Below are 12,374 nucleotides of genomic sequence, written 5' to 3'. Positions count from 1 at the left end.
GCATGTCAGGCGCACCGGGGCGCGACGGGCGTCGGGTCGTAGCCCTCGGTGCCCGGCACGCCGGTGCCCGGGGCGATCTTGACCGCCGCGTCGTCGGCCGACGGCTGGAAGCCGAACCACTTCACCGCCAGCTTGGCGACGGTGCCGTCCTGCTTCATGCACTTGAGCGCGTTGGAGGCCGCGTCGCGCCCGGCGCGGTCGTCCAGGCGGAACGGGATCGCCCACACCAGGCCGGTCTTGATGGTGTAGCTGGTCTTGAGCGCGGGGTTCTGCTTGGCGGCCCACGCCACCACCGTGGTGCCGGCCAGGTTGTAGTCGGCGCGGCCGGACTGCACCGCCTGCACCGCGTCGGCGTTGGTGCCGTAGACGTCGTACTTGAAGCCGTACTTCTCGGCGTTGTCGCGCGCCCAGCCTTCGTAGTTGGAGCCCTTGTTGACCGCGACGGTGCGGCCCTTGAGTTCCTCGAGCCTGCCGATCGCCGGCGCCGAGCGCCCGCCGAGGAAGGTGTAGTCGGTGTCGAGGTAGCCCTCGGTGAACAGCAGCGACTTGGCGCGCTCGGGCGTCACGGTGACCGGCGCGATCAGGAGGTCGTAGCGGCGGCTGTTCAGGCCGGGCACGAGTCCCGAGAACTCCGCGCCCTCGATCTCGATCTTGCGGCCCAGGCGCCGGGCCAGTTCCTCGCCGAGGTCGATGTTGAAGCCCTGCAGGCCGCCGCCGAGCTTGGCCATGGCGTGCGGCGCGAGCGTGGCGTCGACGGCGGTGCGCAGCGGCGCCGGCGCCTGCGCCAGGACCGCCGTGGCGCCGAGGCCCAGCAGCGCGACGGCCACGGCGCGCAGGCGCGGGGAAAGGATCGGGGACTTCATGGTTCAACTCCTGAGGGATGCGTCGGAAGGAAAATCGGAGGTCGGGGCGGACGGCGCGCCGCCGGCCGGTCATGGCGCGTGCTCAGCGCGCGCGCCGCAGCCCGACCAGGTCGCTGAAGCGGCCGCGCTCGGGCGACGCGGCGGGCCGCTCGCGCAGCGGCTCGGGACGGCCGCGCGCGACGTAGCGTCCGCTGCCGCGCTCGACCTGGAGCGCGCCGTCGCGCACCACGCAGCGCCCGCGGCTGTACACCTGCTCGGGCCAGCCCTGCAGCACGCGGCCCCCGTAGGGCGTGTAGCCGGCGTTGTCGTGCAGCATCGACGCGGTGACGGCGACCCGGCGCTCGGGATTCCAGAGCGCGAAATCGGCATCGGCGCCCACGGCGATGGCGCCCTTTCGCGGGGCCAGGCCGTACATGCGGGCGTGGTTCGTGGACGTGAGCGCGACGAACGCCTCGATCGACAGGCGACCGCCCATCACGCCCTCGGAGAACAGCAGCGGCAGGCGCAGCTCGATGCCGGGCACGCCGTTGGCCATCTCCTTGAAGGTCGTGGCGTCGCCCCGGGGCAGCTTGCCCGAGGCGTCGAAGCGGTAGGGCGCGTGGTCCGACGAGTACACGTCCAGCGTGCCGTCCGCGAAGCCGGCCCACACGGCCTCCTGCGACGCGACGTCGCGCGGCGGCGGACTGCAGCAGAACTTGGCGCCCTCCAGGCCGGGCAGGTCGCTGTCGGAGGCTTCCAGGAACAGGTACTGCGGACAGCTCTCCGCGTACACCGCCGCGCCCAGGCGGCGCGCGTCGCGGATGACCTCGATCGCCTCGCGCCCGGCCACGTGCACGATCAGCACCGGCACGTCGGCCAGCCGCGCCAGGGCGATGGCGCGGTTCGTCGCCTCGGTCTCGGCCAGCGGGTCGTGGGCGACGGCGTGGAACTTCGGCGCCACGTGGCCGCGCTCGAGCAGGCGGTGGGCGATCCAGCGGATCATGTCGTGGTTCTCGGCGTGCATCATCACCAGCGCGCCCTCCTCCCCGGCCACCGCCATCACCTCCAGCAGCTGGTAGTCGTCGAGCTTGAGCTTGTCGTAGGTCATGTAGACCTTCAGCGAGGTGATGCCCTCGCGGATGACGCGCGGCAGGTGCTCGCGCAACGCGGTCTCGTCGGGGTCGGTCAGGATCAGGTGGAAGCCGTAGTCGATGACCGCCTTCTCGCGCGCCAGCGCGCCGTAGGCCGCGATCACGTCGGGGATGCGGTCGCCCCGGTGCTGCGCCGCGAACGACAGGATGGTCGTCGTGCCGCCGAAGGCCGCCGAGACCGTGCCGGAATGGAAGTCGTCGGCGCACATCACGCCCATGCCCGAGCGCTGCTCGATGTGGCAGTGGCTGTCGATGCCGCCGGGCAGCACCCAGTGGCCGGTGGCGTCGACATCGCGCAGGCCGGCGTCCAGGCCGGGCGCGATGGCGGCGACCACGCCGTCGCGCACGCCGATGTCGGCCCGCAGGGTGCCGTCGGCGTTGCCGATGCGGCCGTTTCGGATCGTGAGGTCGAAGGGGGTGCTGCCGGTCATGCGGCCATTATTCCGGCCACCCCCGGCGCCTGTCGCTTGACAGTTTGAGCACCGTCATTAACACCGTGTTAAGGCTTTGGCTCCGGCTTCGACTCGGGATCCGACGACGGCGGGCGGAATCCCTCGCGCACCATCACGCCCTGGAGCACCGCCGCGAAATCCTGCGCGAGGCCCGACATCGGTTCGGTGCGCAGGCGCACCAGGGTGGCCTGGAGCACCGGGGCGTCGCGCATCGGGCGCACCACGAAGCGGCTCTGGCCCCAGCTGCGCGAGGAGAACTCGTCGACCAGCGCGATGCCCGCGCCGGCCTGCACCAGCGCGCAGGCGTTCTGCGGCGAGCCCGCCTCGATGGCGGCGCGCACGGTCGCGCCACCGGCCTCGAACAGCGCGCCGACCATCCGCCCGAAGGGCGATTCGCGGTCGTAGGAGATCAGCGGGAACGGCAGCAGATCGGCCACCGACAGGGTGGCGCGCCGCGCCAGCGGGTGGTTGTACGGGCAGATGCAGACCAGCCGGCCGCTGCCCAGCACCTCGGTCTCCAGGTTGGGATGGCTCATCGGCAGGATGGTCACGGCCAGGTCGGCCTGCCGGTTGAGCAGCCGCTCGACCAGCGGCGCGTGGCTCAGGTACTGGAAGGTCAGCTTGACCTGCGGGTGGCCGTGGCGGTATTCGGCCATCGCCATCGGGATCAGGGCCTGGCCCACGCTCGGGCTGGCCACCAGGTCGAGGATGCCCTCCTGGTGCTCGGCGAGCTCGCGCGCGAGTTCGTTCACGCGCCGCACGCCCGCATACACCGACTCGACCTCGTGGAACAGCTTCTTGGCCTCCGGCGTGGCGTAGAGCCGGCCGCGGATGCGCTCGAAGAGCGCGAAGCCGACGCGCGCCTCGGTGTGCGAGAGCAGCCGGCTGACCGCGGGCTGCGAGACGAACAGCAGCTGCGACGCGCCCCGGATGGAGCCGGTGATCATGACCGCGCGGAAGACCTCGATCTGGCGGAGATTGAATGACATGCGACGGGGGCCACGACAGACGCCGGGGCCGCGGTGGATAACAAGGTGTTAATGATGAGGCATGAATCGGCACATGCCAAAGCGCGGTCCCGCTCCTAGACTGCGAGCCGTCGGCACCCTCCGCCGCCAGCCGTCTCGACCCTCCAGAAAGTCCGCCGATGCGCCAGACGCTCTACGTCGTCAATCCCAACAGCAGCCGGGCCGTGACCGCCGGCATCGATGCCGCGCTCGCGCCGCTGCGCCGCGACGACGGCCCGCGCATCGAATGCGTGACGCTGGAGGACGGCCCGCCCGGGGTGCAGAGCCAACTCGACGTCGACCGCGCGGCGCTGGCGGTGCACCGCTTCGCGCAGGCGCACCGCGCCGAGGCCGCCGGCTTCGTCACCGCCTGCTTCAGCGACCCCGGCCTGCACCTGCTGCGCGAGACGTGCGGCGTGCCCGCGCTCGGCATCAGCGAGGCCGCCATGTTCACGGCGATGACGCTCGGGCAGCGCCTGGGCGTCGTCGCGATCCTGCAGGGCTCGATCGCCCGCCACTGGCGCGCCTGGGGCGCGATGGGGATCGCGCAGCGGGTGGCCGGGGAGGCGGCCATCGGCCGCACCGTGGCCGAGCTGGCCGACGCCGACGCCACCCTGTCGGCGATGGTCGCGGCCGGCCGCCGCCTGCGCGACGCGCACGGCGCCGACGTGCTGGTGATGGGATGCGCGGGGATGGCCGCGTTCCGCGCGCCCCTGTCCGAGGCCACCGGACTGCCGGTGGTCGAGCCGACGCAGGCCGCCGTTTCCATGATCCTGGGCCGCATCCAACTGGGCTGGTGAACCCCCGCCCCACGACGCCATGAGCAACCTGCACCCCGAACTCCTGCAGCGCCTGCACGCCGTCGTCGGCGATGCCGGCCTCCTCACCGACCCCGAGGCCAAGGCGCCCCACGAGACCGACTGGCTCAAGAAATGGACCGGCCGCAGCAGCGTCGTCGTGCGCCCGGCCGACACCGCCCAGACCGCCGCCGTCATGCGCATCTGCCACGAGACGCTGACGCCGGTCGTCACGCAGGGCGGCAACACCGGCATGAGCGGCGGCGCCACGCCCGACGCCAGCGGCGCGCAGGTCGTCCTGAGCACGGTGCGCATGAACGCCATCCGCGCGGTCGATCCGCTCAACAACACCCTCACCTGCGAGGCCGGCGTGCTGCTGGCCCACATCCAGGCGGCGGCGCTGGCGGCCGACCGCTTCTTCCCGCTGAGCCTGGGCGCCGAGGGCAGCTGCACCATCGGCGGCAACCTGGCCACCAACGCCGGCGGCATCGCCGTGCTGCGCTACGGCAACACGCGCGAGCTGGCCCTGGGCCTGGAGGTGGTGCTGCCCGACGGGCGCGTGTGGAACGGCCTGCGCGCGCTGCGCAAGGACAACACCGGCTACGACCTGCGCGACCTGTTCATCGGCTCCGAAGGCACGCTGGGCGTCATCACCGCCGCCGTGCTCAAGCTGCACCCGCGCCCGGTCGCGCGCGCCACGGCCTGGGTCGGCGCGCGCGACATCGAGGCCCTGGTGGACCTGCTGGCGGGGCTGCGCGCGACCTGCGGCGAACGCCTGGTGGCCTTCGAGATGATGTCGGCCGCCTCGCTGGCGCTGATCCTGGCGCACGTGGCCGACGTGCGCGCGCCGCTGGCCGGGGCGCACGCCTTCCACGCGCTCATCGAGCTGGCCGACACCCAGGACGCGGGCCTGGCCGAACTGCTGGAATCCGGCCTGGGCGAGGCGCTGGCGCACGACACCGTGCAGGACGTGGCGGTGAGCGTGAGCGTCGCCCAGACGCAGGCGTTCTGGAAGATCCGCGAGGGCATCTCGCAGGCGCAGGTGCGCGCCGGCAAGGCCGTCAAGCACGACATCGCGCTGCCGATCTCGGCCATCGCCGCCTTCGCGCACGCCGCCGACGCCGCCCTGCGCGCGGCCGATCCCGGGGTGCGGATCGTCAATTTCGGCCACCTGGGCGACGGCAACCTCCACTACAACGTGCTGCTGCCCCCGGACACCACGCCCGACGCGCTGGCCGCCACCACGGCGCGCTTCAACCGCATCGTCCACGACCTGGTGGCCCGGGCCGACGGCAGCATCAGCGCCGAGCACGGCGTCGGCCAGCTGCGCCGCGACGAGTTGCGCCACTACAAGTCGCCGGTCGAGTTCGATCTGATGATGCGCATCAAGCAGTCGCTCGACCCCAACCAGATCATGAATCCTGGCAAGCTGATCTGAGCCGGGCGCCCGGCCCCGCGACCCCGCCGGTCCGGGGCCGGGCCCGACCGGCGCGGGCCGGCGCGAGACGGTGCGCGCCGGAAGGCCGTCCGCGCTGGCATGGATCGTGCGAAGTCCCTGTCGATCCTTCCCCCGGCGATGTCGTGTCGCCGGCCGGACCCCGTCCCCACTCCCCACGCCCTGATCCCGTCGATGTCGCCCCCGTCGCCCCCCACCCCGCCCCGGGTGGGATACCACTGGTATCTGTCATGAATCCTTCCCTGTCCGAGCTCCCCCCCGTCGCGGTCGTGCCGCTGACGGCCGAGGCCTTCGCCCCCTTCGGCGCGGTCGTGCCGCTGTCCGGCGATGCGCGGCGCGTGCGCGCCGACGGTGCGTTCGAGCGCCTTCCCGGTGCGTCCGAGCCCCGGCTCTGGGTGGCGACGCTGCAGCAGGCCGTGACCCTGCCGCTGGTCGTCACGACCATGGAGCGCCATCCGCTGTCGGCGCAGACCTTCCTCCCGCTCAACGGCCGCGCCTACCTGGTGGTGGTGTGCGGCGCGGACGCCGACGGCGCGCCCGACCCGACGACGCTGCGCGCCTTCGAGGCCGCCCCGGACCAGGGCGTGACCTACGCGCGCGGCGTGTGGCATCACGGCCTGACGGCATTGGCGGCGCCCGCCCGCTTCGTCGTCTGCATGAGCTTCTCCGGCCAGGACGACGACGTCTTCGTGCCGCTGGCGCGACCGGTGCGGCTGGTGGCGCGGGAGGCCGCCCGTGGCTGAGCCGGCGTCCCTCGCGGCGTCCGCGCCCTTGCACCCGCGCGACTTCGTGGGCTACGGCTCGACCCCGCCGGACCCCCGCTGGCCCGGCGGCGCCCGGCTGGCGCTGAACTTCTGCCTGAACTACGAGGAAGGCTCCGAGCCCTCGTTCCCCGACGGCGACGGCGTCACCGAGGCCGGCCTCACCGAGGGCGGCGCGGGCGCCTTCGCCGGGCGCGACCTGGCCGCCGAGTCGATGTTCGAGTACGGCAGCCGCGTCGGGTTCTGGCGCCTCGCGCGCCTGCTCTCGGCGCGCGGCATGACCGCCACCGTGTTCGCCTGCGCGCTGGCCCTGGAGCGCAACCCGCAGGTCTGCGCGGCGATCCGCGAACTCGGCTACGACACCTGCGCGCACGGCTGGCGCTGGGAACGCCACCAGGCGCTGAGCCTGGACGAGGAGCGCGAGCGCATCCGGCGCACGGTCGAGAGCATCGCGCGCACCGTCGGGCGCCGCCCGGACGGCTGGTACTGCCGCTACGGACCGAGCCTGAACACGCGCGCGCTGATCGAGGAGGAAGGCGGCTTCCTCTACGACTCCGACGCCTACAACGACGAACTGCCGTACTGGCTGCGGCGCACACCCGAGGCGAAACCGCACCTGGTGGTGCCCTACGGCCTGGCGATCAACGACGCGAAATTCATGCGCGGCAGCCTGGCGACCGCGCAGCAGTTCTTCGAGTTCCTGCGCGACAGCTTCGACATGCTCTATCGCGAGGGCGCCACCGCGCCCCGGATGATGTCCGTGGGCCTGCACATGCGCGTGGCCGGCCATCCCGGCCGCGCCGCCGGCCTCGAGCGCTTCCTCGACCACGTGCGCGCCCACGACGACGTCTGGGTCTGCGGCCGCGCCGACATCGCGCGCCACTGGCACGCGCACCACCGCGCCGGCTGAACCGCGCCGCGCGCACCGCTTCCCTCCCACCTCCCGCCTCCCACCTCCGTTCGCCCTTTTTCCGAATCCCCAGGAGCTTCGCCATGGCCTCTTCGACCCCGACCCCGACCCCGACCCCGACCCCACGCCGCGCGCGCCTGCCGGCGGTCGCCCTCGCCACCCTGGCCGCCCTCACCGTCGCGGCCGCGCCGGCGCGGGCCCAGGACGCCGACCACCCCGGCGACAAGCCGCTGGTGGTGGGCAGCGACTTCGGCGTCGCGCCGTGGATCGTGCGCGGCGCCAACGGGCCCGAGGGCTTCGGCGTCGACCTGATCAACGAGGTCGGCAAACGCCTGCCGCGCCCGGGCGTGGAGATCGTGGACGTCAACTTCTCGGCGCTGTTCGCGTCGCTGTTCGCCAAGCGCATCGAGTTCACCGTCAACCCGCTCAACATCACCGCCGAGCGCGCCGAGCGGATGATCTTCACGCAGCCGATCATGTCCACGGGCAACGGCTTCCTGGTGAAGACGGCGAGCGACATGAAGTCCTTCGACGACCTCAAGGGCAAGGCCGTCGCGGTCAATCGCGGCACGCTGTCGGACACCTGGGCCACGGCCAACGCCGCCACGCACGGCTTCGAGGTGCAGCGCTACGACACCTTCCCCGACACGGTGCAGGCGGTGCTCACCAACCGGGCCTTCGCCGCCATCAACGAGGTGCCCACCACCATCTACGCGGCCAGCCGCAACAAGGCCATCAAGGTCGCCTACAAGGACTTCAGCAGCAGCCGCAACTTCGGCTACGCGTTCCGGCCGGAGAGCGTGGCCTACCGCAACAAGGTCGACGACATCCTCAAGTGCTTGAAGCTCGACGGCACGGTCGCCCGGCTCCACCAGAAGTGGTACGGCTCCGAGCCGGAGAAGGGCTCGGCGCTGGTCACGGTCCACGAGGGCTACGGCGCCCCGGGCTTCAAGGGGTACGTCGAGAAGGCGCCCGCGCCGGTCTGCGGCAAGTAAGCCCGGGCGCGCCACGATCCCATGGACCGCCTGCTCGAGAACTTCCTCAACCTCCAGGTCATGGCCGACGCGCTGCCGATGGTGCTGCGCGGCTTCGGCACGACGGTGGTGGTGTCGGTGCTGGTCATCGCGCTCGGCCTGGCCGCCGGGCTGGCGCTGGCGGTGGTCCGCACCTTCGGCATCCGCGTGGTGGACGCCGCGATTGTCGGCTGGGTCGACCTGTTCCGCACGCTGCCGCAGCTGGTGATCATCATCTTCCTGTACTTCGGCATGCCCTACGTCGGCTTCACACCCTCGCCCTTCGCGACCACCGTGATGGCGCTGGGCGCGGTGCTCTCGGCGTTCGCCTGCGAGATCTTCTGGTCGGCGATGCAGGCCGTGCCGCACGGCCAGCGCGACGCCGCGCAGGCGCTGGGCTTCCGGCCGCTGCGCATGCTGTTCGAGATCGTCCTGCCGCAGGCCGTCCGGCTCGCCATCCCGATGCTGACCAACCGCGCCATCTCGATCAGCAAGGGCACCGCGCTGGGCACGGCCGTGTCGCTGCCCGAGACGCTGGGCCAGGCGCAGAGCTTCATGTCGATCGTCGCCAACCCCTCCCCGCTGACGCTCGCCGCGGCGTTCTACCTAGTGCTGTTCCTGCCGCTGGTGGTCGCCAGCCGGTGGATCGAGCACGCGAGCGGACGCGGCCGCTGAAGGACCCACGCCATGGAACTCTTCCTCGAGAACTTCGCCAACCTGGATTCGCTGCGCGACATCTATCCGCTGCTGCTGCAGGGCGTGGAGCTGTCGGTGCTGCTGGCGCTGGTGTCGCTGCCGCTGGCGCTGGCCGCCGGGCTGCTGATCGCGGTGCTCTACAGCTTCGAGCACCGGGGCGTGCAGGCGCTGCTGCTGGTCTACATCGACCTGTTCCGCTCGTTCCCGGTGGTGGTGCTGCTGGTGCTGATCTATTTCGGGCTGCCGTTCTTCGGGCTCAAGCTCGGCGGCTTCGCGGCCGTGGTGCTGGCGCTGGTGCTGAACAACTCGGGCTACTTCGGCGAGATCTTCCGCGCCGGCATCCGCTCGGTGCCGCAGGGCCAGCGCGACGCGGCCCGCGCGCTGGGCTTCCGGCCCGCGACGCTGATCTTCACCATCGTGCTGCCGCAGGCGATCCGCAACGTGCTCGCGCCGCTGGCAAGCAACTCGCTCGAACTGGTCAAGAGCACCTCCATCGCCGCGATGGTGGCGCTGCCGGAGCTGCTGCGCTCGGCGCGGGTGGCCCAGGAGCAGACCTACAACCCGACGCCGCTGATGGCCGCGGCGGTGATCTTCTTCGTCGCGCTCTGGCCGCTCGCGCGCTGGGTCGCCCGGCTCGAGCGCCGCATGCTCGTGCGACGCTGACCCCGGGAGCCCCCGTCATGACCACCCTCATCACCGGCGGCGGCGGCTTCGTCGGGCTGGCGCTGGCCGAATGCCTGCTCGCCAGCGGCGAGCCCGTCGTCCTGTTCGACCGCCACCCGCCGCCCGCCGGAATGCTCGCGCGCCTGCCCGGGCCGGGCCCGGTGCTGGCGACGGGCGACATCCGCTCGGCCGCCGACGTGGACGCGGCCCTGGGCCACCCGGGCGTCGCGCGCGTGATCCACGCCGCCGCCATCACGCCCGACGCCGCGCGCGAGGCGCGCGAGCCCGGCACGGTGGTGGACGTCAACATCGGCGGCACGGTGAACCTGGTGCAGCGCTGCGCCGCCGCGGGCCCGCGCGTGCGGCGGCTGCTGGTGGTCAGCTCGGTCGCGGTCTACGGCGTCACGCCGCCGGCGGGCGCGCGCTACGACGAGGCGACGTCGGCCCCGGCGCCGGCCGCGCTCTACGGCATCACCAAGCTCGCGGCCGAGCAGGCGGCGCTGCGGCTGGCGGACCTGCACGGCATCGACGCGCGCGTCGCGCGGCTGGGCCCGGTGTACGGCCCGTGGGAATACGCCACCGGCGTGCGCGACGCCCTGAGCCCGCACACCCAGGCGCTGGCGGCATTGCGCCGGGGCGAGCCGGTGGTGCTGCCCCGGGCCCTGCGCGCGGACTGGCTCCATTCGCGCGACGCGGCCGCCGCGCTGGTGGCGCTCCTGCGGGGTAGGGCGTTGCGCCATCCGGTCTATCACGTCGGCGGCGAGGTCATGACCGACCTCGCCCAGTGGTGCGCCCTGCTGGCCGTCGCCGAACCCGCCTTCGACTGGCGCCTGGCCGGCCCGGACGACACGCCGACGGTCCGCTACGGCCTGCCGGTGGACCGCGCGGCGCTGGACACCCGGCGGCTGCGCGAGGACACCGGCTGGCGTCCCGCGCGCACCCTGGCGACGGCGGCGGCCGACCTGCTGGCCGACGCCGGCCCGGGCCCCGCCACCGCCACCACCGCGACCGCCGTCACCACCAAGGACCCCCGCGCCGATGCCCCGGGTTCCTGATCCCGCCCCCACCATGACTTTCCTCACCGAGACCGCTGCATGAACCGCCTCGAAGGCCGCTCCATCCTCGTCACCGGCGCCGCGTCGGGCATCGGCCGCGCCATCGCGCTGCGCTTCGCCCAGGAAGGCGCGCGCCTGGTGCTCGCCGACGTCGCGGCCGAGCCGCGCGAGGGCGGCACCCCCACGCTCGAACTGCTGCGCGCCCGGGGCTGCGTGGCCGACCTCGTCGTCACCGACGTCGCCGACGAGGCCGCGGCCCAGGCGGCGGTCGATTTCATCCTCGCGCGCGACGGGCGCATCGACGTGCTGGTCAACGACGCGGCCATCAGCGTCGGGCGGCCGCTGACCGAGCTGAGCCTGGCCGACTGGAACCGCGTCATGGCGGTCAACCTCGGCGGCGTGTTCCTGATGGCGCGCGCGGCCGTGCGGGCCATGCTGACGCAGGCGCCGCGCCCGGACGGCACGCGCGGACGGCTGGTCAACATCTCCTCGCAGCACGGCATGGTGGCCGCGCCGCAGGACGTGTCGTACGGCACCTCCAAGGCCGGCGTGGCCTACATCACGCGCCAGATCGCCGCCGACTACGCGGCCGAGGGCATCGTCTGCAACGCGGTCGCGCCGGGCAAGATCCTCACCGGCAAGGGCGGCCGCGCGGTCGAGCCCCGCTGGCTCGACTACTCCCGCGCCCGCACGCCCATGCCCCGGCTGGGCCACCCCGACGACGTGGCCAGCGCCGCGCTGTTCCTGGCCTCGGACGAGGCGAGCTTCATCACCGGCGAGAACCTGCTGGTCGACGGCGGCTGGATGGCGGCATGAGCGCGGCGTCCACCCGCCCGGCCGACGATGCTGGCGCCGGCGCCGCCGCCGACGACGGACCCGCGCCCCGGCCGAAGGCCGCCGTGGCGGCCGGCCGGCGCGCCGCCGACAGCGTCTCCGAGCAGACCTACCAGGCCCTGCTCGCGCTGATCGCCTCGCGCGCGCTGGAGCCGGGCGACGCGATCGAGGAGCGCCGGCTGGCCGAGCGATTCGACGTCTCGCGCACGCCGATGCGCGCGGCCATCAGCCGCCTGCTGGGCGAGGGCGTGCTGCAGCAGCGCGCCAACGGCCTGCTGGTGGTGCGCGAGGTCGGCCTGACGGAGTACCTCGAACTGCTGTCGCTGCGGGTGCTGCTCGAAGGCGAAGCGGCCGCGCTGGCCGCCGCGCGCGCGCCCGCCGCCGCGCTGGCGCGCATCGAGCGGCGCCTGCTGGCGCAACTGGACAGCGCCGCCGGCGCCGATCCGGTGGGGGAAGCGCAGCTCGACGAGGACATCCACGAACTGGTGGTGAACCACTGCGGCAACCGCTCGCTCGGCGCGCTCATCACCGACATCCACCGGCGCCTGCGCATGCGCGACCTCTCGCACGCGCCGCAGCGCCTGGTGCCGGCCTGCGAGGAGCACCTGGCCGTGGTGCGCGCGCTCGCCGCGCGCGATCCCGCGACGGCCCGGCGGGCGATGGTCGAGCACCTGGAGCGCGTGCGCGCGAGCCACCTGCGGCACGTGGGCATCCTGCCGGGCGCGCCGGACTGAGCG

The 12,374-nt window shown here is 73.2% G+C and carries 13 protein-coding genes; 10 read left to right on the top strand and 3 right to left on the bottom strand.

Annotation, left to right across the window (positions count from 1 at the left end; genetic code table 11):
* Nucleotides 1-5 precede the first annotated feature (5 nt).
* The 3 genes from NF681_03085 to NF681_03075 all read right to left on the bottom strand — a co-directional run bounded on the left by NF681_03085 (nucleotide 6) and on the right by NF681_03075 (nucleotide 3,434).
* A complete protein-coding gene (locus tag NF681_03085) occupies nucleotides 6-863 on the bottom strand; it encodes a transporter substrate-binding domain-containing protein (protein UST52663.1) in 858 nt (285 codons plus the stop codon).
* A gap of 82 nt (nucleotides 864-945) precedes the next feature.
* Nucleotides 946-2,424: a dihydropyrimidinase gene (hydA, locus tag NF681_03080; GenBank protein ID UST52662.1), complete on the bottom strand. Its 1,479-nt coding sequence runs from the start codon at nucleotides 2,422-2,424 to the stop codon at nucleotides 946-948.
* Nucleotides 2,425-2,492: 68 nt separating this feature from the next.
* Nucleotides 2,493-3,434, bottom strand: coding sequence for a LysR family transcriptional regulator (locus tag NF681_03075; protein ID UST52661.1), 942 nt, complete (start codon nucleotides 3,432-3,434; stop codon nucleotides 2,493-2,495).
* Between the two features lie 158 nt (nucleotides 3,435-3,592).
* On the opposite strand from NF681_03075, the gene NF681_03070 reads away from it, so the two are divergent.
* From NF681_03070 to NF681_03025, 10 genes are all read left to right on the top strand, one after another.
* Nucleotides 3,593-4,252, top strand: a complete 660-nt coding sequence (locus NF681_03070) for an aspartate/glutamate racemase family protein (protein ID UST52660.1) — start codon at nucleotides 3,593-3,595, stop codon at nucleotides 4,250-4,252.
* Between the two features lie 19 nt (nucleotides 4,253-4,271).
* The gene (locus NF681_03065) at nucleotides 4,272-5,687 is read left to right on the top strand and encodes an FAD-binding oxidoreductase (protein ID UST52659.1); all 1,416 of its coding nucleotides are present in this window, start codon (nucleotides 4,272-4,274) and stop codon (nucleotides 5,685-5,687) included.
* Nucleotides 5,688-5,935: 248 nt separating this feature from the next.
* Nucleotides 5,936-6,448, top strand: coding sequence for an ureidoglycolate lyase (locus NF681_03060; protein UST52658.1), 513 nt, complete (start codon nucleotides 5,936-5,938; stop codon nucleotides 6,446-6,448).
* Nucleotides 6,441-7,376 (top strand): allantoinase PuuE, encoded by a 936-nt coding sequence (locus NF681_03055; protein ID UST52657.1) that lies wholly within the window; start codon nucleotides 6,441-6,443, stop codon nucleotides 7,374-7,376. The genes NF681_03060 and NF681_03055 overlap by 8 nt, the downstream gene beginning before the upstream one ends.
* Before the next feature lie 83 nt (nucleotides 7,377-7,459).
* A complete protein-coding gene (locus NF681_03050; protein UST52656.1) occupies nucleotides 7,460-8,371 on the top strand; it encodes a transporter substrate-binding domain-containing protein in 912 nt (303 codons plus the stop codon).
* A gap of 21 nt (nucleotides 8,372-8,392) precedes the next feature.
* A complete protein-coding gene (locus NF681_03045; GenBank protein ID UST52655.1) occupies nucleotides 8,393-9,064 on the top strand; it encodes an amino acid ABC transporter permease in 672 nt (223 codons plus the stop codon).
* A gap of 12 nt (nucleotides 9,065-9,076) precedes the next feature.
* Nucleotides 9,077-9,748: an amino acid ABC transporter permease gene (locus NF681_03040; protein UST52654.1), complete on the top strand. Its 672-nt coding sequence runs from the start codon at nucleotides 9,077-9,079 to the stop codon at nucleotides 9,746-9,748.
* Nucleotides 9,749-9,765: 17 nt separating this feature from the next.
* Entirely contained in the window at nucleotides 9,766-10,803 is a 1,038-nt protein-coding gene (locus NF681_03035) for an NAD(P)-dependent oxidoreductase (GenBank protein UST52653.1), read from the top strand.
* A 39-nt stretch (nucleotides 10,804-10,842) separates the two neighbouring features.
* On the top strand, nucleotides 10,843-11,619 hold the full coding sequence (locus NF681_03030) for an SDR family oxidoreductase (protein ID UST52652.1): 777 nt from the start codon (nucleotides 10,843-10,845) through the stop codon (nucleotides 11,617-11,619).
* Complete coding sequence (locus NF681_03025) at nucleotides 11,616-12,371, top strand: GntR family transcriptional regulator (GenBank protein UST52651.1); 756 nt, start codon at nucleotides 11,616-11,618, stop codon at nucleotides 12,369-12,371. The genes NF681_03030 and NF681_03025 overlap by 4 nt, the downstream gene beginning before the upstream one ends.
* Nucleotides 12,372-12,374 lie beyond the last annotated feature (3 nt).

The sequence above is a fragment of the Comamonadaceae bacterium OTU4NAUVB1 genome, assembly GCA_024372625.1.
Classification (GTDB): Bacteria; Pseudomonadota; Gammaproteobacteria; order Burkholderiales; family Burkholderiaceae_C; genus Variovorax.
The sequence above is the reverse complement of the archived record's forward strand: the minus strand, read 5'-3'. Positions and strand labels throughout refer to the sequence as shown.